The organism is Pseudomonas sp., from assembly GCF_049300855.1.
Taxonomy (GTDB): domain Bacteria; phylum Pseudomonadota; class Gammaproteobacteria; order Pseudomonadales; family Pseudomonadaceae; genus Aquipseudomonas.
This window is the reverse complement of the sequence record NZ_JBAQKH010000026.1, coordinates 214,288-234,941: the sequence shown is the minus strand read 5'-3', so window position 1 is coordinate 234,941 and position 20,654 is coordinate 214,288. Positions and strand designations below refer to the sequence as shown.

The following is a 20,654-nucleotide window of genomic DNA, read 5'->3' as shown; positions in this document are numbered from 1 at the left end:
AGTAGGATAGGCCACCGTTACGGGCCATATCAAAGGCCCAATTTGCATAGCCCGGCGCACCTTTGCGCAGGTGAATTAGGAAATCCATATGGACCGCGTGCGAAATTTACTGGAACAGATCCAGAGTCGCCTTGAAGACCTGAACAAGGCCGAACGCAAAGTCGCCGAGGTGATCCTGCTCAACCCGCAGCAGGCCACCCGCTTCAGCATCGCCGCCCTCGCCCAGGCAGCAAAGGTGAGCGAACCGACGGTCAACCGTTTCTGCCGTTCGTTCGGCGTCAGCGGCTACCCCGAACTCAAGCTGCAACTGGCGCAGAGCCTGGCCAGTGGCGCGGCGTATGTCAGCCGCGCAGTCGAGGCCGATGACAATCCCGAGGCGTACACGCAGAAGATTTTCGGCAGCGCCATTGCCTCGCTGGACAGTGCTTGTCAGGCGCTCGATCCGAACCTGATCAGCCGCGCTGTCGACCTGTTGATTCAGGCGCGGCAGATCCACTTCTTCGGCCTCGGCGCTTCGGCACCGGTGGCGCTGGATGCGCAGCACAAGTTCTTCCGTTTCAACCTGGCGGTCACTGCGCATGCCGATGTGCTGATGCAGCGGATGATTGCTTCGGTGGCGCACACCGGTGAGTTGTTCGTGATCATTTCCTACACCGGGCGTACGCGCGAACTGGTCGAGGTGGCACGTATTGCTCGCGAGAATGGCGCTTCGGTGCTGGGGCTGACGGCGGAGAATTCGCCGCTGGCCAAGGCGAGTACGCTGAGCCTGAACATTCCGTTGCCGGAAGACACCGACATTTATATGCCGATGACTTCGCGGATCATTCAGTTGACCGTGCTGGATGTGTTGGCGACCGGGATGACCTTGCGTCGCGGGGTGGATTTCCAGCCGCATTTGCGCAAGATCAAAGAGAGTTTGAATGCCAGCCGGTATCCGGTTGGGGATGAATTCAACTAAAGATCAAAAGCACCCTCACCCCAGCCCTCTCCCGGAGGGAGAGGGGGCCGACCGAGGTGCTCTAAGGAGTTACATCGACCTGAACGTTCAAACCGACCTCAGGTTTGGCCAAGCCAAGATCACCGTTGTAGTCGCAAGTCGGTGGACATAGCCAATCCAACTCGGTAAGTCCCCTCTCCCCCCGGGAGAGGGCTAGGGTGAGGGGCTACGATGTGACTGACACACTCAAGCCGCCGCCCACGCCTGCAAACTCAAATGCGCCTTCTCCCCCGGCGCCAAGTGCAAGCTATCAGTCCCACCCGCCGCCGCTTCCACACAGACAAACTCCGAAATTTCATCCCACGTCACGCCCAGCAATGGCCGCGCACCCGGATGCCACACAACCGTGTCGGCACTGTCACCGGTATCAATGCACAACTCGCGCTGCCAGGCGTGATCCTTCAGCTGCAATTCACCGTCATGCTGGAACACCCGCTGACAGCCACCATCCACCCTTAACTCACCTTCTTGCTGACAAACCTGGCGATTCAACTGGTCATAACCCTGCGCTCCTTCGAGCCCAGACAGCGCTATCTCACCGACATCGCCAATACGCCAGTAAGCGTGCAAAGCCTGGCTCAACTGGCACGGCATGTCGTCCTGATGCTCGGTGCTCAGGCGCAATTCCATGCGTTCGCCAAGGTGCGCGTGCAGGTCGACCTGCCAGTCGCACAGCTGCAATTGCCAGTGCAGGCGCACGCCGTCGTCGGCGCTGCTGCTGTCGAGCAACTTCCAGTCGAGCAACCGTGCCCAGCCATGGGACGGCCAGGCGTTTTCGCTGGGATGACGGCCATACCAAGGCCAACACACCGGCACACCGCCACGGATCGCGCCGACATGCGGCCACTTCGCCGCACACCACAACCACGGCTTTTGCCCGCGCGGTTGAAAGTGCAGCAACTGCGCGCCCTGACGACTGAACACCGCCTGACACAGCGGGTGATCGATCACCAAAACGTCGCGCATCTGATAGCGCTCCCAGGCGAACACCGGTTGTTCACGCAGGGATTTGAAGAAGCGTTGTAGCGGATGCTCATGCATTTGCCACGATCCTGAACTCGACTTTCACCGGGCGGCGCCAGCCCCAAAAAAAAGCGGACAGCCTTGGCTGTCCGCAAATATGCGCACATAGAGAGGAGCTTATCGCAGACGCGTTAGAACGTAGACTGAATTTTCAGGCCAGCGACCAATGCGTTGTCCACCGCATCCACGCCACCCGGGTGAGTGATGTACTGCAGGTTAGGACGTACGGTCAGCCAGTTGGTGACGTGGAAGCCGTAGTTGATCTCGTAGTTGTATTCGGTTTCACGAATCGGCGAGAACACCGGATTGTCGTAGTCCGAAACACCGTTGGAAGCGTTCAGCAGCTCGGCGTTTTTCTTCACGTCATCGTTAACGTGGATACGCGCCGCGCCAATGCCGACGTCATCTTTCGGACGCGCGTCGAACGGGCCTTTGTAGACAAACATCACCGACTGATAGTTATCGATGAAGTTGGTGTCTTTGTCGTGGAAGGTCGCGTTGGCGGCGATATTCAGACCGCGCGAGGCGTCACCGTTGTGGCTGGTGAGTTGCTGTTGCGCGACGAACCAGTAGCCGTGTTTGCTGCTGTGAGTCTTGTAGGCATCACCAGTGGTTGCAGCGTCAAAACCGTTGACGTCTTCACGAACGTCGCTGGCATCAGCGGTGCTCTTGTAGTAACCGACGCGGTATTCGCCCGGCAGGCTGTTGACCTTAGGCGACCAGACCAACTCGACCGGCAACACAGTACCGGCGGTGCCGCTGCCACTGAGCTTGAAGCCGTTGCCGTGTTCCAGTTGCGACGGGTTCTGGTTGTACGCGCCGATTTGCGCGTAGAGCTCGTCGTTGATGTTGTACTTCACACGGATCGCGGCCTGGCTGACGGGCCAGTTGTACCAGATGTTGGTCGCCCAGTTACCCACTTGCGAACCGCAGAACGCGAGGTTCTGGAAGTCGCACGGGAAGGTGTTGAAGTCTTCGCCTTCACCGAAGTAACCGGCCTTGACGTCGAGTTTGTTGTCGAAGAACTGGTGCTGAATCCACAACTGGGTCAGACGGACCATGTGGCCACGACCGTAGACTTCTTGCGAGGAGCTGAGGGTGCCGGCACGCGGATCGCCAACGCGGTCGTTGGAGATGTTGTAGCCGTTACGGTTGGTCAGCTGGATCTTCGCCTGGGTGTTATCCCAGCCCCACAGCTTTTGCAGATCGAGTGCCACGCCCAGACCGAACTGGTCAGCGTAACGCGCGGTCTTGTCGTCGTTGTAGCCACCGTGCAGGTTGCCACCGACTTCCCCAACGTAGTCGGCCTTGATGTCGATACCCTGCTCGATCAGCTTGGTCCGCTCGCCACCCCAGTCACCGGTCATCCATTTCGAGTCGGAGCTGAAGGCATCCGCCGCCATGGCGTTACCGGCCAGCACCAATGCCGCCGCAGCTGACACTTGGCAGATCAACCGGGCATTGACGTGTTTCTTTTTCATCCCTACATCCTCGTCTTTATTGTTATTAACTGTTTTTATCTAACGCGGTTTACATAAATTGCGCCGGATTACAGGCAATCCAGCGCGTGCTCCTTTGTGGGAGCGAGCAGGCTCGCTCCCACATTTGTTCCTCAGCGGCCTTTGAATTGCGCCACGTTCGCAGACCGCGCATCGGTCTGTGGTTGGCCGGCAGTGCCGAGGCGCTCACCGGTGTTGGCATCAAACAACAACACTTTCGACGGATCGAATTGCAGCGTCAGGCTTTCGCCCACCTGCGGTGCCACGTCCGGCGCCAGACGGCAGCAGACTTTGGTTTCATTGAGGTTGACGAACACCAGAGTGTCCGGCCCCGTCGGCTCGGTGACTTGCACCTCAGCACGAATGCTCGGCAGGCCATTGCCCTCGCCGTTCGCCAACACGATTTGCTCAGGGCGCAGGCCGAGGATCACTTCGCGATCTTCAAGGCCGGCGTCCTGCATGCTCATCGGCAACTCGCAACGGGCCTGGCCGCTGTCGAGCAGCGCCAGCAGACGACCGTCCTTGCGTTGCAGACGCAGCGGGATGAAGTTCATCGGCGGCGAACCGATGAAGCTCGCCACAAACAGGTTGGCCGGGTCGTTATAGATCTCTTTTGGCGTGCCGAACTGCTGAATGATGCCGTCCTTCATCACCGCCACCTTGTCGCCCAGAGTCATCGCTTCGATCTGGTCGTGGGTCACGTAGACCGTGGTGGTTTTCAGGCGCTGGTGCATCAGTTTCATTTCGGTGCGCATCTCGACGCGCAGCTTGGCGTCGAGGTTGGACAGTGGTTCGTCGAACAGATAAATCTTCGGCCGACGCGCCAGCGCGCGGCCCATCGCCACACGCTGTTGCTGACCGCCGGAGAGCTGACCCGGTTTACGGTTCAGCAAATGTTCGATCTGCAGCAGCTTGGCGACGCGCGCGACTTCTTCGTCGATCGCCGCCTGAGGCATCTTGCGAATTTTCAGGCCGAATTCGATGTTCTCGCGCACGCTCATGGTCGGGTACAGCGCATACGACTGGAACACCATGGCGATGTCGCGATCCTTCGGGCTCATGCCGCTGACGTCCTGGTCACCGATCATGATTGCGCCGCCGGTGATGGTTTCCAGACCGGCGATGCAGTTCATCAGGGTCGACTTGCCGCAGCCCGACGGGCCGACGAGGATCAGGAATTCGCCTTCCTTGATCGACAGTTCGATGTTCTTCAGGGTGTCCGGCAGGCCGGCACCGTAGGTCTTGTTGACGTTGCGAAGTTCGAGCGTTGCCATGATTACCCCTTGACTGCGCCGGCCGTCAGCCCGCGCACGAAATACTTGCCTGCGACCACATAGACCAGCAGGGTCGGCAGGCCGGCGATCATCGCCGCTGCCATATCAACGTTGTATTCCTTGGCGCCGGTGCTGGTGTTGACCAGGTTGTTCAGCGCTACCGTAATCGGTTGCGAATCACCGCTGGAGAACACCACACCGAACAGGAAGTCGTTCCAGATCTGGGTGAACTGCCAGATCAGGCAGACCATGATGATCGGCGTCGACATCGGCAGAATGATGCGGCGGAAAATCGTGAAGAACCCCGCGCCATCCAGGCGTGCGGCTTTCACCAGCGCATCCGGAATGCTCACGTAGTAGTTGCGGAAGAACAGCGTGGTGAACGCCAGACCGTAAACCACGTGGATAAATACCAGGCCGGTGGTGGTGCTCGCCAGGCCCATCTTGCCAAGGGTGAACGAGGCCGGCAGCAGCACAGTCTGGAACGGCAGGAAGCAGCCGAACAACAGCAGACCGAAGAACAACTGCGAACCACGGAAGCGCCAGAACGACAGCACATAACCGTTCAACGCACCGATGGCAGTGGAGATGATTACAGCCGGAACAGTGATCTTGATCGAGTTCCAGAAATAGCCATCAACCGTGGCCCAGGCCTTGACCCAACCAATGCCGCTGACCACGGTCGGCCAGCTCAGCAGGTTGCCGGTGCTGATGTCTTCCGGGGTCTTGAAGCTGGTCAGCAACATCACCACCAGCGGCACCAGATAAAGCAGAACGGCGATGATCAGCACTGCGTAGATCGCGATGCGACTCAGGCTGATAGCGGGTTTGGCAGCGAGACTAGTCATTGCGCTTGGTCCTCAGCTCGGAATACAGGTAAGGCACGATGATCGCGAGGATCGCACCGAGCATCAGAATCGCACTGGCCGAGCCCATGCCCATCTGGCCGCGACTGAAGGTGAAGGAATACATGAACATCGCCGGCAGGTCGGAGGAATAACCCGGACCGCCGGCGGTCATCGCCGCGACCAGGTCGAAGCTCTTGATCGCGATGTGCGCCAGAATCATTACCGCACTGAAGAACACCGGACGCAGGCTTGGCAGCACCACTTTCCAGTAGATCATCGGCATGCTTGCGCCATCGATCTGCGCGGCACGGATGATCGATTGATCAACGCCACGCAGGCCGGCCAAAAACATCGCCATGATGAAGCCCGAGGCTTGCCAGACAGCGGCGATCACCAGGCAGTAGACCACGCGATCAGGGTCGATCAGCCAGTCGAGACGGAAGCCTTCCCAGCCCCAGTCACGCAACAATTTGTCCAGGCCCATGCCCGGGTTGAGCAGCCATTTCCACGCGGTACCGGTAACGATCATCGAGAGCGCCATCGGGTACAGGTAAATGGTGCGGATAAAGCCTTCGCGACGGATGCGCTGGTCGAGAAACACCGCCAGCAACACGCCGATCACCAGGGTGATGCCGATGAACATACCGCCGAACACTGCGAGGTTTTTGCTCGCGACCCACCAGCGATCGTTATCGAACAACCGCGCGTATTGCGCCAGACCGGCCCACTTGTAGTTGGGCAGGAAAGTCGAGGTGGTGAACGACAGCACGAACGTCCACAGGATGTAGCCATAGAAGCCCACCAGAACGATGAACATGCTCGGCGCCAGCACCAGTTTTGGTAGCCAGCGCTGCAATGCATCGAACGGCGAGGCCTTGCTGAACACAGCAACAGAACTCATGGGGAAATCCAGTACGAGGGTAGAAAATTCACATGCTTTCCCCTTGTTGGAGCGAGCTTGCTCGCGAAGGCGTCTGACAGGTATTACACCTGCGCCTGACATTGCGCTTTCGCGAGCAAGCTCGCTCCCACAGGGGTTGCGGTGTTAGCTGTTATTTGGACGACTTGATCGCAGCGCCGAGTTTCTTGGCGGTGTCGGCCGGGTCGGCTTTCGGGTCGTTGATGTAGTTGGTCACGACATCAAAGAACGCGCCTTGCACCGCCAGCGTGGTCGCCATGTTGTGCGCCATGCTTGGTTGCAGGCCGCCGGATTTGGCGTCCGCCAGGAAGTCCTTGGCAGCGGTCTGTGCGCAGGAGTCGAAGCCCAGCGCTTCCATGTTGTTCAACATGTCGTTGCGCACCGGAATCGAGCCTTTGTTGATGCTGAAGACTTTCTGGAAGTTTTCACCCAGCACGACTTTGGCGATGTCTTTCTGACCGGCCGCAGTGCCTGCGTCTTTCTGCTTGAACACCGCCAGCGAGTCGATGTTGTAGGTGAACGCCTTGTCGGTGCCCGGGAAGGCTACGCACTCGTAATCCTTGCCGGCAACTTTCTTGGCGGCGGTCCATTCGGACTTGGCCCAGTCACCCATGATCTGCATGCCGGCCTTGCCGTTGATGACTTTGGCTGCTTCCAGGTTCCAGTCCTGACCTTTGCCGTCGACGTCCATGTAGGTCGCGACTTTCTTCAGTTCGGTCAGCGCCTTGACCATTTCCGGACCGGTCAGCGCGGCGTTGTCCAGATCAACCAGGGCTTTCTTGTAGCCATCAACCCCCATGACCGAAAGCACCACGGCTTCGAACACGGTGCTGTCCTGCCAAGGCTGACCGCCGTGGGCCAGCGGAATGAAGCCCGCAGCCTTGAGCTTGTCGCCAGCGGCGTAGAATTCTTCGAGGGTGGTCGGGTTCTTGGTGATGCCGGCTTTCTTGAAGACTTCCGGGTTGATCCACAGCCAGTTCACACGGTGAATGTTCACCGGCACGGCCACGTAATCACCGTCGTACTTCACGGTATCGGAGACTTTCTTGTCGAGCAGGCTGTCCCACTTTTCCGACTTGGCGACGTCTTTCAGCACGTCGGTATCGAGCAGGCCAGTGGACGCCCATTCCTGAATGTCCGGGCCTTTGATCTGAGCAACGCCAGGCGGGTTGCCGGCAACGGCACGGCTTTTCAGCACGGTCATGGCAGTCGCACCGCCACCACCGGCGACAGCGCCGTCTTTCCAGGTGAAACCGTCTTTTTCGACTTGCGCCTTGAGCACATCAACGGCAGCTTTTTCGCCACCGGACGTCCACCAGTGCACGACTTCGACCGAACCTTTGGATTCGGCAGCGGAAACACTGAGAGGCAGAATTGCGAGCGGGAACAGGGAGGCGACAGAAATGACAGTAGCGAGGCGAGAAATCGCATTCATCTGAGATGTACCTTTCTTGTTGTTATGCATGCAAGTCTGGTGCTTGCGCTGCACAGGAGTTTAAACAGGGCGATTCCCTTCGCAGGTAACGAAGGGACGCGCGAATGTCACCACATGGTTACACAGGACTGCTCTGGGATAACTGTGCCAGCGCAGTCGCCATACTGGGTGACAAGGGTAGACGAGGGATCAGCACGGCTTGCCAGGCGTGATACAGATCCGGTTTGCCTGGCCAGATATCAGCGCTGGGGATGTTTTGCGGGTTGAGTTCGTGGTGCCAGCTGCCGTCGCAACGGTCGATGAAATTCACCTCACAGAATTCCCAGAACAGCCGGTACCAGGTTTCGTATTGCGCATCGCCGGTGCGTTTGAGCAAGGCACTGGCAGCGGCACTGGCCTCGGCGTGCGTCCAGTGCAAGCGATGGCGGACCACGGCTTTGTTGCCCCAGTCGAGGGTGTAGACGATGCCCGGCAGACCATCGACGTCCCAACCGTTGCGGCAATTGTTCTCGAACAGTTTTTGCGCGTCGGTGGCGAGCCAACCGGGGGTGAGCATGCCGGCCTGCACCCGCGCTGCTTCGAGGTGCAGCAATAGCCGCGCCCACTCGAAACCGTGGCCAGGCGTGGTGCCGTAAGGGCGGAAACCATCGGCGGGATTGTCGTGGTTGTATTCGCGCAGCGGTTGCCAGTCGCGGTCGAAGTGCTCGATGACCATGTAACCGTTACCGGCCGCGTGACCGTGGATCACCCGCTCGACGATGCGTTGCGCGCGAATCAGCCAGCGCGGATCTTCGGTGACGTCAGCCAGCGCGAGGAACGCTTCGGTCGCGTGCATGTTGCTGTTGGCGCCGCGATAGGCTTCTTCTTCGCTCCAGTCGCGGCTGAAGAATTCGCGCATGGCGCCCTCTTCTTCGCTCCAGAAATAGGTGTCGATGATGTCGATGGCATCGTCCAGCAGCGCTTGGGCGCCGGGACGTTGCGCGACCACCGCAGAGCTCGCCGCAAGTGCGACAAAGGCATGCAGATAGGCGTTCTTGCCGGTGTTGTCATCGCGGTGTTCGGCAACGGCGAACCAGCCGCCGTGCAGTGCATCACGCAACGGCCCGCGCAGGGCGGCGATGCCGTGATCGACCAGCTCGGCGAAACCCGGCAGGCCCTGAATGTGGGCCATGGCGAAGCTGTGGGTCATGCGCGCGGTGTTCATGGTTTCGGCATGCGCGTTCGCTGGCAGACGGCCGCGTTCGTCGAGATTGCCGAAGCCTTCGGGGGATCTTGAAGCCTTGGCGAAATCCAGCAGGCGCAGGCCTTCGGCGGCGAGCCATTGCTGGTGGGCAGGGGCGTTCAGCCAACTGCTGAAGCCGGGTTGGAAGAGATCCATGGGTGGCCTTTTTTGTTGTTATGACTGCGGGGAGTCTAAACAACGGGTCGGGGTGGGCTTGTAACGAAGGGGACGGGGTTTGTCACCATGTCGTGACAAAAAGCGACCCTCACCCCAGCCCTCTCCCCGAGGGAGAGGGGGCCGACCGCAGGATGCTGAAGAGTTGCGCCGACCTGAAAGTGCTGTACCGAATCCATAATCGACTCAATGCATCAGGTCGGCGGATAGCCAAATACACCTCACCCTAGCCCTCTCCCCCCGGGAGAGGGCTAGGGTGAGGGAAAGCTTTTGACCTAATCCACCGAACGCGGCAACTGCAAGGTCACCCGCAACCCACCCTCACGCAGATTCTGCAACGTCACTTCCCCACCATGGCTGTGGGCAATATTGCGCGCGATGCCCAACCCCAAGCCATATCCCTGCTGCTGCCCCGCCAGCCTGAAGTGCGGCTCAAACACCTGCTCCAGGCGCTGCTCCGGCACCCCCGGCCCTTCATCATCGACGTGCAAGACAAACGCGCTGTCATCGTCATCGATGTGCAGATGCGCGTTCTGTCCGTACTTCAACGCGTTGTCGATCAGATTGCCGATGCAGCGTTTCAACGCCAAAGGCTTGCCCGGATACGCCGCCAGCGCGCGACCATGCTGTGTCACGCGCCCGTTGCCATTCGGCGCCAGATAAGGCTCGACCAGACAATCGAGCACATGGTTGAGATCCACCGGCTCGATGTTCTCGTGGATGTCGGTGTCTTTCACGCATTGCAGCGCACCCTTGACCAGCAATTCCAGCTCATCCAGATCGCGGCCGAACTTGGTTTGCAGCGTCTCGTCTTCAAGCAATTCGACGCGCAAACGCAAACGGGTGATCGGCGTGCGCAGGTCATGGGAGATCGCGCTGAACAACTGACTGCGCTCGGTCAGGTAACGGCTGATGCGCTCGCGCATGGTGTTGAATGCACGCCCCACTTCCACCACTTCACTGCCGCCGCCCTCGGCCACCGGCTCGACGTCGGCGCCCAGCGACAGATCACGCGCCGCCCGCGCCAGCCGCTTGAGCGGCCGGCTCTGCCAGTGCACCAGCAGGCCGATGAACAGCAGCAAGAATCCGCTGGTGAGGACGATAAACCACACCTGCTGCGAGGGCAGGCCTTGCTCTTCAAGACTGGTGTACGGCTCGGGCAGCAAGGATGCGATGTACAGCCATTCGCCCGGCGCCATTTGAATCTGCGTGACCAGCACGGGCGGGTTGACCGGTTCCAGGGTCAGCGCGTAATGCGCCCACGAGCGTGGCAATTCATCCAGCTTCAGCCCGGCGTTGAAGATGCGCAGGTCTTCGGGACTGACAAAGGTCACCGAAATATCCGTGTCATTGCCGAGGGTCTGGCGCAGCACTTCGTCGACCGCTTTCATCACCGCCGCTTTACGCGGCGTGACCGGCAGCACGTCCATGCCCAGCGGTTTGTCGTTGAGCGTCACCACGAAGCGGGTGCCGCCCATGCTGCGCAATTGATCGAGCACCAGTGGCCGATAAGCCACCGGCAACGAGCGAAAGTAACTGACGCTGGCGGTCATCGAATGGGCGAGGCTGCGGGCGCTGGTGACCAGGCCTTCGAGCTGCGTGGCGCGCAGTTGCGAGACCCAGATCACGCTCGACAACGTCTGCGCGAACAACACGGCAAGTAAGGTCAGCAGCAACATCCGCCCAAGCAGCGAACGCGGCACCGGAACCCTGGCGGCGAGTTTACGCAGCGAATCAGTGACCATTGCCGGCAACCACATTGGCTGCCAATTGGTAGCCGCTGCCGCGTACGGTGCGGATCAGCCGTGGCGGTTTCTCGGTGTCGCGCAGGCGCTGGCGCAAACGGCTGACGGCCATGTCGACGATGCGATCGAGCGGCATCAGGTCGCGGCCCCGGGTGGCGTTGCCGATGGTGTCGCGGTCGAGGATTTCCTGCGGGTGATCGAGGAACAGTTTCAGCAGGGCGAAGTCGGCGCCGGAGAGAATCACCTCCTCGCCGTCGGTGTGAAACAGTCGATGACTGACCATGTCCAGGCGCCATTCATCAAAGGCCAGCACGTCGCTGCCGCTGCGCTCCTGACCGAATTGCGCACGCCGCAGCAACGCCTTGATGCGCGCTTGCAGTTCGCGCGGGCTGAAGGGTTTGCCGAGGTAATCGTCGGCGCCGAGCTCGAGACCGATCACGCGATCGGCTTCATCGGAACTGGCGGTGAGCATGATGATCGGCACCTGCGCCTGACGCGGATGCTGACGCACCCAACGACAGAGGCTGAAACCGTCTTCGTCGGGCAGCATGACATCGAGGATCACCAGATCGCTCGGCGCCTCGTTGAGGGCCTGACGGAAACTGGCGCCATCGGCGGTGGCACGTACCTGAAACCCGGCGCGGGTCAGGTAGGTTTCCAGCAACTCGCGTATTTCCTGATCGTCATCGACCAACAATATCGACTTGTTGACTGAGCTCACTTCGAAGGCATCCTTGTTGTTGGAATTGGGGCGGATTATGCCTGATGAACCGATCGTTCCCACGCCGATCGTTCCCACGCTCTGCGTGGGAATGCCTCTGGGGACGCTCCGCGTCCAGTGACGCGGAGCGTCACGGGCTGCATTCCCACGCAGAGCGTGGGAACGATCTCACGCTTCAGCCAGCCTGTTCCAGGGCCACACCGGCGCCAACCAGGCCGGAATACGGCGCTGTCACCAGCCACACCGGAATGCCTTTGAAATAATCACTCATGCAGCCTTTGTCCGCAAAGCTGCGGGCAAAACCGCTTTCGAGGAAGAAATCGGCAAAGCGTGGAATCACCCCGCCAACGATATATACCCCGCCACGCCCGCCCGTGGTCAGCACGTTATTGCCGGCGACACGGCCGAGCCAGCAGCAGAACTGTTCAAGCACTTCCAGCGCAATCGGATCACCCGCCAGACCGGCGGCGGTAATTGCTTCCGGCGTATCCAGCTTCGGTTCATGGCCGTCGACCGCGCAGATCGCCCGGTAAACCCGTGGCAAACCGCCGCCGCTCAACGCGGTTTCGGCGCTGACATGGCCGATTTCGTTGTGAATGTGCTGCCACAGCTGGGTTTCACGCGAGCTGCTCAGCGGCAGATCGACGTGACCGCCCTCGCCCGGCAACGCCGCAAAACGACCTTCACCGAGATCGAGCAAGGTGCCGACGCCAAGGCCAGTGCCCGGGCCGATCACCACCGCCGGACGCAACGGCTCCGGAGTGCCCTCGCAGACCACGCGAAATTCGCCCGGCTGCAAGCGGGTCATGCCCAGCGCCATCGCCGAGAAGTCGTTGACCAGCAACAACTGCTCGACTTGCAAGGTTTTGCAAAACGCGGTGCGGCTCAGGCGCCAGTGGTTGTTGGTGAATTTGAATTCATCCCCACTGACCGGACCTGCCACCGACAGGCACACCGAACCGACCGAACCCGGCGCCAGACCGAGCCCACTCAGATAGAGGCCGATCGCCTCTTCCGGGCTGGCGTGGTCGGCCGTGGCCAAGACCTGAACCGATTGCAGTTGCTGGTTTTTCCACAACGCGAACCGCGCGTTGGTGCCTCCGATGTCACCGACCAAAGCCAGTTTCAATTAAGCGTCTCCAGGGCAGAAGTGAAGGCGCTGGCGCCCTGCTCCGCCGAGCTGAAGGCCATGCGCATGAAGCCAAACAGTTCGCGACCGCTGCCAATATTGTTGGCCAACAGGCCTTTGGCAGGTTCTCGCGCTGCAAATTCTTCGGCGTCGACTTTAAGTTCCAAAGTGCCTTTGACGCCATCGACGCGGATGATATCGCCCTCTTGCACGCGCGCCAAAGCGCCACCGACATAAGCTTCGGGGCTGACGTGAATCGCTGCGGGGATTTTCCCTGAGGCGCCGGACATGCGCCCGTCAGTCACCAACGCCACTTTGAAGCCGCGATCCTGCAGCACGCCGAGGAACGGCGTCATCTTGTGCAGTTCCGGCATGCCGTTGGAACGCGGGCCCTGGAAGCGCATCACCGCGACGAAATCTTTTTCCAGCAGACCGGCCTTGAACGCGTCGGCCAGATCTTGTTGATCCTGGAACACCATCGCCGGTGCTTCGACAATCTGGTTTTCCAGGGCGACGGCGGACACCTTCATCACACCGCGACCGAGGTTGCCTTCCATCACGCGCAAGCCACCCTCCGCCGAGAACGCACGGGCGACTGGACGCAGGATGTTTTCGTCGAGGCTGTCGAGCGGGCCTTCGCGCCAGACCAGTTGGCCGTTATCAAGGAACGGCTCTTTGGTGTACTGGCTCAAACCGTGGCCGAGCACGGTGTTGACGTCTTCGTGCAGCAGACCGGCGCCAAGCAGTTCGCGGATCAGGAACGACATGCCGCCCGCTGCCTGGAAGTGGTTGATGTCGGCTTTGCCGTTCGGGTAGACGTGGCTCAGGGTCGGCACGACTTCGGAGAGGTCGGCCATGTCTTGCCAGGTCAGTTGAATGCCCGCGGCCATAGCGATGGCCGGCATATGCAGGGTGTGGTTGGTCGAGCCGCCGGTGGCGTGCAACGCAACAATCGAGTTGACCAGCGACTTCTCGTCGACGATTTCGCCGATCGGCATGAAGTTGCCGTTCTGCTTGGTCAGACGCGTGACTTGATGCGCGGCTTCGCGGGTCAGCGCATCACGCAGCGGCGTGTTCGGGTTGACGAAAGAAGCGCCCGGCAAGTGCAGACCCATGACTTCCATCAGCAACTGGTTGGTGTTGGCGGTGCCGTAGAAGGTGCAGGTGCCCGGGCTGTGGTAGGACTTCATCTCCGATTCCAGCAGCTCTTCGCGGGTCGCCTTGCCTTCGGCGTATTTCTGCCGCACGTCGGCTTTTTCCTTGTTGGAAATCCCCGAGACCATCGGCCCGCCCGGGACGAAGATCGTCGGCAGGTGGCCAAAGCGCAGCGAGCCCATCATCAGGCCCGGCACGATCTTGTCGCAGATGCCGAGCATCAGCGCGCCGTCGAACATGTTGTGCGACAGCGCTACCGCCGTGGACAACGCGATCACTTCGCGGCTCGGCAGGCTCAGTTCCATGCCCGGCTCACCTTGGGTCACACCGTCGCACATCGCCGGAGTGCCGCCAGCGAACTGGCCGACCGAGCCGATTTCGCGCAGGGCGTTCTTGATCTGTTCCGGGAAGACTTCATACGGCTGATGCGCCGAGAGCATGTCGTTATACGAAGAAACAATGGCGATGTTCGCCGAGTTCATCATCCGCAGGCTGTGCTTGTCTTCGCTGCCGCAGCCGGCCACGCCATGGGCGAAGTTGGCGCATTGCAGCTTGCCGCGCATCGGCCCGTCAGTGGCGGCGCCGCGAATCAGTGCAAGGTAAGCCTGACGCGTGGCGCGGCTGCGGGCGATAAGCCGTTCGGTGACCTCAAGAACGCGGGGATGCATGTGTAGAACTCCAGGCTAACGGATGTGGCGACCTGATTGTCTATGCTGATCAAACGCCGTTGTTGTTGGAATGACAGACGGCTTTTTTGACCATTCGGACCAGTTGATTCAGGTCACTCGTTGTAGATAAAACAAAATATTGCCATTAAAAAGGCTTGTTTTCTATTTTTATGCGAATAATCTTGTAATTCCAACAACAAAACGACGGCGGCGCTGTTCCATGACTCTTCGAATCGCAATCAATGGTTTTGGCCGCATCGGCCGTAATGTCCTGCGCGCACTGTATACCCAAGGCTATCGACAGGATTTGCAGATCGTCGCCATCAACGATCTGGGCGACAGCTCGATCAATGCTCATCTGCTCAAATACGACACCGTTCACGGCACATTCGATGCTCAAGTCGAGCATGACAACGAAAGTCTGACCGTCAACGGCGACCGCATTGCGGTCAGCGCCATTCGCAACCCGGCCGAACTACCATGGGCGGCGGAAAAGATTGATGTGGTGTTCGAATGCACCGGTCTGTTTACCGACCGTGCCAAAGCCGCTGCGCATCTTACTGCCGGCGCGCGCAAAGTGATCATCTCCGCACCAGCCAAAGGTGCCGATGCCACCGTCGTTTATGGTGTGAACCACGACATTCTGCGCCAGTCGCACCAGATCATTTCCAACGCTTCGTGCACCACCAACTGCCTGGCGCCAGTGGCGCAGGTGCTGCACCGTGAGCTGGGCATCGAAAGTGGCTTGATGACCACCATTCATGCCTACACCAACGATCAAAACCTCACCGACGTCTATCACACCGACCCGTACCGCGCGCGTTCGGCCACGCAGAACATGATCCCGAGCAAGACCGGCGCCGCTGAAGCGGTCGGCCTGGTGCTGCCGGAACTGGCCGGCAAACTGACCGGCATGGCCGTACGGGTGCCGGTGATCAATGTGTCGCTGGTCGACTTGACCGTACAGTTGAAGAAAGAAGCCAGCGCCGAGGAAGTCAACGCGCTGCTCAAGGCTGCGAGCCAGCATTCGAAGATATTGGGTTACAACACGTTGCCGCTGGTCTCCAGCGACTTCAACCACAACCCGCTGTCGTCGATCTTCGACGCCAACCACACCAAAGCCAGCGGCAAACTGCTGAAAGTGCTGGCCTGGTATGACAACGAGTGGGGCTTCTCCAACCGCATGCTGGATAACTGCCTGGCGCTGTGTAACGCCGAGTAATCTCAAGTAATCCCCCTATCCCTGTGGGAGCGAGCTTGCTCGCGAAAGCGGTGGGTCAGTCGCTAGTTGAATTGCCTGACACTACGCCTTCGCGAGCAAGCTCGCTCCCACAGGGTTTCGATTTCAATTTGAAATCAACACTTGACCATTCGACTAGATGATAAGCATTATCATTCGCTCGAAATGGATCAGGTCCTCCCGTGAGTCAATCGCGCTTCAACCACGTCTTCCTCACCCAGCGCACGTCCTTGCTGCGTACGCTGGAACGGATGGTCAACAATCACAGCACCGCTGAAGACCTGTTGCAGGAGACCTACCTGCGCGTGACGCGGGCGCTGAGCGAGCGGGCCATCGACCATCTCGAACCCTTTGTCTTCCAGACCGCGCGCAACCTGGCGCTGGATCATTTGCGTGCGCGCAAGATCCATTCACGCACCATGGTCGATGACGTGCCGCAGGATGTCGTGCACAGCATCGCCGCCCCCGCCAGCAGCGCCGAAGATGCCGCCCACGCCGAACAGATGCTGGAGCGCCTGAACGTGAGCCTCAGTCAACTCAGCCCCCGCCAGCAGCAGATTTTCATCCTCAGCCGTTTGCACGGGAACAGTTATCAGGAAATCGCTGATGAACTGAATGTTTCCCTCAGCACCGTGCAAAAAGAACTGAAGCTGATCATGAGCATTTGCATCGGCGTCGCCGAACGTCTGAATGGTGACTGAAGCTGTAGGGCTTTTCTGTAAGTGCCAGGATCGACTGCACGGATCATCGGGCTTTGTTACCCTTGCCCGACTTTTACGCTTCACTTAGAAAAACAGCCGTGCGCAGACACTGCCGAGGAAACACCGTGACGGACACCCACCGCTCGCCTTCGCCGGATTCGGTGCAGGACGCTGCAAACGCAATGGACCAGGCTCTGGACTGGCTCATCGTGCTCGGCAGCCCGGACGAGGAGCAGACCCGGCAATTCCATGCCTGGCTGGCGGCCGACCCGCTGAATGCCGAAGCGTTCGCCAAGGCGCAGGCGATCTGGGACGGCCCGCAAATCGCCCAGTGCGCGCAAAACCTGGCGGCGAAACCTGCGAAAGTCACCTTCCTCAAGCGTCTGCGTCCGCACTGGAAGCCGCTGGCCACAGCCGCCGTGCTGATTCTCGGTTTGTTCAGTTTCAGTAACTTGCCGATGCGCATTCAGGCCGATCATCTGACCGTGGTGGGCGAGCGCCAGCGTCTGCAACTGGAGGACGGCTCGAAAGTCCTGCTCAATACCAATTCAGCGTTTTCCAGCACCATCAACGATCAGCAGCGTGTTGCCCGCTTGTTTCAGGGTGAAGCGTTTTTCGAAATCGCCAGCGGCCGTAGTCAACCGCTGGAAATCGATGCCGGGCCGGTCACCGCCAGCGTGCGCGATACCGCGTTCGCCGTGCGTTATCTCGATGGCGTCGCGCAGGTCAATGTGCAACGCGGCGATGTCGATCTGCGCGCCACCCACAACGATGCCCGTGTGCGTCTGACGGCAGGCGAAAGTATTCGCATCGGTCCCAACGGTTTTGACCGCCCGGCCAAACTCGATGCCAACACGGATCTGGCGTGGGTTCAGGGCCGACTGGTGTTCGAGAACTGCCCGCTGAATCAGGTGCTGGCCGAGTTGCGCCGCTACTACCCAGGCTGGATCATCAACACCAACGAGCAATTGGCCGATGTCGCCGTGACTGGCAATTACCGTCTCGATCAGCCGCTCGACGTGGTGCGTTCCCTCGCGCACATCACCTCGGCGCAACTGAAAGAATTCCCCGCCGTGGTCATTCTGAACTAAATGAGAATTATTTTTACTCGATAGCCAACGTCAGTACGTCTCGTTATAGCCAATGCAATTGATTCGCAACACGCGAAACCAATCAGCACCTATAAAGATTCGTGCGACACGGAGCGCTATCGATGTCCTCACGCCTTACCCGCCAGACTGCTTCCCCTTCCCGCGTATTGTCGCTGCTGACCGCTGCCATCCTGATGGCCGGCACTGCGCCGCTGATGGCGGCCACCGAGCAACCGACGCGCAACATGGGCGATTACTCGTTCGCCATCGGCCAACAGCCGCTGGTGTCGGCGCTCAATGCCTTCACCGCCGTGACCGGTTGGCAGGTTGGCTTGCCGGCAGAACTGGGTCAGGGCGTGTCGTCGCCGGGCGTGCGTGGCTCGCTGCCAGCGGAAAAAGCCCTCGAACGACTGTTGGTGGGGACCAATCTGACGTTCCGTAAACTCGGCAACAACAATGTCGTGCTGGAAAAGCGCAACGCCAGCGGCACGCTCAATCTCGATCAGGTGACCATCAGCGCCACCCGTCAGGAGCAGTCGGTCAACAGCGTGCCGGCCACCATCACTGTGCAGACCCGTCAGGATCTGGACCGCAACAACGTCAACACCATCAAGGATCTGGTGCGCTATGAGCCGGGCGTTTCCGTCGGCGGCGCCGGCACCCGTGGCGGCATCAGCGGCTACAACATCCGTGGTATCGACGGCGACCGCATCCTCACTCAGGTTGACGGCGTCGAAGTCCCGGATGGTTTCTTCAACGGCCCGTACGCCAAAACCCAGCGCAACTACGTTGACCCGGAAATCGTCAAACGCGTGGAAATCCTCCGTGGCCCGGCCTCGGTGCTGTACGGCAGCAACGCCATTGGCGGCGCCGTCAGCTACTACACCCTCGATGCCGACGACATCATCAAGCCGGGCAAAGACGTCGGCGCTCGTCTGAAAAGCGGTTACAGCTCCGCCGATGACAGCTGGCTGAAGTCCGCCACCGTGGCCGGTCGCGCCGATCAGTTCGACGGTTTGCTGCACTACAGCCAACGTGACGGTCACGAAACCGATTCCTACGGCAGCAACAACGGCACCGGTCTGGAACGCACCGCCGCCAACCCGGAAGACGTCAATGCCTACAACGTGCTGGCCAAGATCGGCTGGAACTACAACGAAGATTCGCGTCTGGGCCTGACCTACGAAAAATACAAGGATGATCGCGACACCGATCAGAAAAGTGCTTACGGCGGCCCGTACTTCAACGGCGCCCCGACCATCCCCAACAGCGTGCTGCCCGGCGGCATGTACCAGTGGCGCACCGGCAACGACACCATCACCCGTGAGCGTTTCGGCATCGAGCACTCGTTCGCCCTCGACAGCCTGCTGGTCGACAACGTGAAGTGGAGCCTCAACCACCAGATCGCCAAAACCGACCAGAGCACCACCGAGTTCTACTACCCGATCACCCGTAAAGTGCTGCGTACTCGCGACACCATTTACGAAGAGAAACAGTGGGTGTTCGATGCGCAGTTGGACAAGGCGTTTGCCATCGGCGACACCGATCACGTGCTGACTTACGGCACCACCATCAAGCAACAGAAAGTCACCGGCTCGCGCAGCGGCGACGGCACCTGCCTGGCGGTCGGTCGTGGCTGCACCGCCATCGGCGCGACCAGCCCCGCTGACGTGTTGGCCAAAGCCACCGACTTCCCGGACCCGACCATCAACACCTACAGCGTGTTCGCTCAGGATCAGATCAGCTGGAACAACTGGACCTTCCTGCCGGGCCTGCGCTACGACTACACCCAGCTCAAGCCGCACATCACTCAGGAATTCCTCAACACCGTGGCGGCTGACGGCCAAGGCACGGTCAGCGACAAGAACAAGACTTGGCACAAAGTTTCGCCGAAATTCGGCCTGACCTATGCCCTGACCGAAAACTACACTTGGTACGGTCAGTACGCCGAAGGCTTCCGCACGCCGACCGCGAAAGCCCTGTACGGCCGCTTCGAAAACACCACCACCGGTTACAGCGTGGCGCCGAACCCGGACCTCGAACCGGAAAAAAGCAAAAGCTATGAAACCGGTCTGCGCGGCAACTTCGAGCAAGGCTCGTTCGACGTAGCGGTGTTCTATAACAAGTACCGCGACTTCATTAATGAAGACGCTGTGACCCCGGGCCGCAACGAGCTGACCTTCCAGTCGGCCAACATCAAGCACGCCACCATCAAGGGTGCGGAAGTCAAAGGTCGCTTGAATCTGGATGCATTTGGCGCCCCACAAGGCCTCTACACCCAGGGCTCGATCGCCTACGCCTACGGTCGCAACAACGACAACGGCGAGCCGCTCAACAGCGTCAACCCGCTGACCGGTGTGTTCGGTCTGGGTTACGACCAGGACAACTACGGCGGCCTGCTGAGCTGGACCGTGGTGAAGAAAAAGGATCGCGTCGACGACAGCAACTTCAAGTCGCCGGACGGCGTCAGCAGTCAGTTCAAAACGCCAGGCTTCGGCATTCTGGATCTGGCCGGGTACTACAAAGTCACCGACGACGTCACCGTCAGCGGCGGCATCTACAACCTGACCGACAAGAAATACTGGCTGTGGGATGACGTGCGCGGTTACGACAGCGTCGGCGAAGCGTCAGTGACGCAACCGGCCAACCTTGATCGCCTGACCCAACCGGGCCGCAACTTCGCGATCAACCTGATCTGGGACATCTGATCCGGTCGACCTCACTGCGCGCATTCAGGTGGCGCGCAGTGAGGTTTTTTTACGCTTGCACGTCTTCTTGTTCGTCTCGTTAGCAAGCGCTTCTTTTTCTCAAGG

At 59.9% G+C, this 20,654-nt stretch carries 16 protein-coding genes; 5 read left to right on the top strand and 11 right to left on the bottom strand.

From position 1 onward, the window contains the following. The first annotated feature begins 97 nt into the window (after window positions 1-97). Window positions 98-958 carry a MurR/RpiR family transcriptional regulator gene (locus tag WA225_RS10605; protein ID WP_172828179.1) on the top strand — a complete coding sequence of 287 codons (861 nt, stop codon included), beginning with the start codon at window positions 98-100 and terminating at the stop codon, window positions 956-958. Between the two features lie 225 nt (window positions 959-1,183). Here the strand turns inward: WA225_RS10605 and WA225_RS10600 are convergent, their stop codons facing one another. From WA225_RS10600 to edd, 11 genes are all read right to left on the bottom strand, one after another. Beyond that, window positions 1,184-2,038 (bottom strand): D-hexose-6-phosphate mutarotase, encoded by an 855-nt coding sequence (locus tag WA225_RS10600; RefSeq protein WP_175553397.1) that lies wholly within the window; start codon window positions 2,036-2,038, stop codon window positions 1,184-1,186. Window positions 2,039-2,151: 113 nt separating this feature from the next. After that, window positions 2,152-3,501 (bottom strand): carbohydrate porin, encoded by a 1,350-nt coding sequence (locus WA225_RS10595; RefSeq protein WP_422607884.1) that lies wholly within the window; start codon window positions 3,499-3,501, stop codon window positions 2,152-2,154. A 131-nt stretch (window positions 3,502-3,632) separates the two neighbouring features. Further along, on the bottom strand, window positions 3,633-4,793 hold the full coding sequence (locus WA225_RS10590) for an ABC transporter ATP-binding protein (protein WP_422607883.1): 1,161 nt from the start codon (window positions 4,791-4,793) through the stop codon (window positions 3,633-3,635). Window positions 4,794-4,795: 2 nt separating this feature from the next. Next, window positions 4,796-5,641 carry a carbohydrate ABC transporter permease gene (locus tag WA225_RS10585; protein WP_093430462.1) on the bottom strand — a complete coding sequence of 282 codons (846 nt, stop codon included), beginning with the start codon at window positions 5,639-5,641 and terminating at the stop codon, window positions 4,796-4,798. Further along, entirely contained in the window at window positions 5,634-6,542 is a 909-nt protein-coding gene (locus tag WA225_RS10580) for a carbohydrate ABC transporter permease (protein ID WP_008082808.1), read from the bottom strand. Before WA225_RS10580 ends, WA225_RS10585 begins: the two co-directional genes overlap by 8 nt. Before the next feature lie 151 nt (window positions 6,543-6,693). Beyond that, window positions 6,694-7,995 (bottom strand): ABC transporter substrate-binding protein, encoded by a 1,302-nt coding sequence (locus WA225_RS10575; RefSeq protein ID WP_422607882.1) that lies wholly within the window; start codon window positions 7,993-7,995, stop codon window positions 6,694-6,696. Window positions 7,996-8,113: 118 nt separating this feature from the next. Continuing rightward, entirely contained in the window at window positions 8,114-9,373 is a 1,260-nt protein-coding gene (locus WA225_RS10570; protein ID WP_422607881.1) for an AGE family epimerase/isomerase, read from the bottom strand. A gap of 293 nt (window positions 9,374-9,666) precedes the next feature. Then, entirely contained in the window at window positions 9,667-11,136 is a 1,470-nt protein-coding gene (locus tag WA225_RS10565) for an ATP-binding protein (protein ID WP_422607880.1), read from the bottom strand. Further along, window positions 11,126-11,857 (bottom strand): response regulator, encoded by a 732-nt coding sequence (locus WA225_RS10560; protein WP_003227460.1) that lies wholly within the window; start codon window positions 11,855-11,857, stop codon window positions 11,126-11,128. Before WA225_RS10560 ends, WA225_RS10565 begins: the two co-directional genes overlap by 11 nt. Window positions 11,858-12,032: 175 nt before the next feature. Then, window positions 12,033-12,986, bottom strand: a complete 954-nt coding sequence (locus tag WA225_RS10555; protein WP_422607879.1) for a glucokinase — start codon at window positions 12,984-12,986, stop codon at window positions 12,033-12,035. After that, window positions 12,983-14,809, bottom strand: a complete 1,827-nt coding sequence (gene edd / locus WA225_RS10550) for a phosphogluconate dehydratase (protein WP_422607878.1) — start codon at window positions 14,807-14,809, stop codon at window positions 12,983-12,985. The genes WA225_RS10555 and edd overlap by 4 nt, the downstream gene beginning before the upstream one ends. Window positions 14,810-15,029: 220 nt before the next feature. Here edd and gap point away from each other — a divergent pair, with 220 nt between their 5' ends. The 4 genes from gap to WA225_RS10530 all read left to right on the top strand — a co-directional run bounded on the left by gap (window position 15,030) and on the right by WA225_RS10530 (window position 20,549). Beyond that, window positions 15,030-16,031 carry a type I glyceraldehyde-3-phosphate dehydrogenase gene (gap, locus tag WA225_RS10545; protein ID WP_422607877.1) on the top strand — a complete coding sequence of 334 codons (1,002 nt, stop codon included), beginning with the start codon at window positions 15,030-15,032 and terminating at the stop codon, window positions 16,029-16,031. A gap of 200 nt (window positions 16,032-16,231) precedes the next feature. Beyond that, the gene (locus WA225_RS10540; RefSeq protein WP_122598769.1) at window positions 16,232-16,750 is read left to right on the top strand and encodes an RNA polymerase sigma factor; all 519 of its coding nucleotides are present in this window, start codon (window positions 16,232-16,234) and stop codon (window positions 16,748-16,750) included. 125 nt (window positions 16,751-16,875) lie between these two features. Continuing rightward, the gene (locus tag WA225_RS10535) at window positions 16,876-17,841 is read left to right on the top strand and encodes a FecR family protein (protein ID WP_422607876.1); all 966 of its coding nucleotides are present in this window, start codon (window positions 16,876-16,878) and stop codon (window positions 17,839-17,841) included. Between the two features lie 122 nt (window positions 17,842-17,963). Next, a complete protein-coding gene (locus WA225_RS10530; RefSeq protein WP_422607875.1) occupies window positions 17,964-20,549 on the top strand; it encodes a TonB-dependent receptor in 2,586 nt (861 codons plus the stop codon). Window positions 20,550-20,654: the final 105 nt, after the last annotated feature.

Excerpts from the sequence above, each read along its gene's own strand:
- WA225_RS10600 (WP_175553397.1), bottom strand. The coding sequence starts at position 2,038 with ATGCATGAGCATCCGCTACAACGCTTCTTCAAATCCCTGCGTGAACAA.
- WA225_RS10595 (WP_422607884.1), bottom strand. The coding sequence starts at position 3,501 with ATGAAAAAGAAACACGTCAATGCCCGGTTGATCTGCCAAGTGTCAGCT.
- WA225_RS10590 (WP_422607883.1), bottom strand. The coding sequence starts at position 4,793 with ATGGCAACGCTCGAACTTCGCAACGTCAACAAGACCTACGGTGCCGGC.
- WA225_RS10585 (WP_093430462.1), bottom strand. The coding sequence starts at position 5,641 with ATGACTAGTCTCGCTGCCAAACCCGCTATCAGCCTGAGTCGCATCGCG.
- WA225_RS10580 (WP_008082808.1), bottom strand. The coding sequence starts at position 6,542 with ATGAGTTCTGTTGCTGTGTTCAGCAAGGCCTCGCCGTTCGATGCATTG.
- WA225_RS10575 (WP_422607882.1), bottom strand. The coding sequence starts at position 7,995 with ATGAATGCGATTTCTCGCCTCGCTACTGTCATTTCTGTCGCCTCCCTG.
- WA225_RS10570 (WP_422607881.1), bottom strand. The coding sequence starts at position 9,373 with ATGGATCTCTTCCAACCCGGCTTCAGCAGTTGGCTGAACGCCCCTGCC.
- WA225_RS10565 (WP_422607880.1), bottom strand. The coding sequence starts at position 11,136 with ATGGTCACTGATTCGCTGCGTAAACTCGCCGCCAGGGTTCCGGTGCCG.
- edd (WP_422607878.1), bottom strand. The coding sequence starts at position 14,809 with ATGCATCCCCGCGTTCTTGAGGTCACCGAACGGCTTATCGCCCGCAGC.
- gap (WP_422607877.1), top strand. The coding sequence starts at position 15,030 with ATGACTCTTCGAATCGCAATCAATGGTTTTGGCCGCATCGGCCGTAAT.
- WA225_RS10530 (WP_422607875.1), top strand. The coding sequence starts at position 17,964 with ATGTCCTCACGCCTTACCCGCCAGACTGCTTCCCCTTCCCGCGTATTG.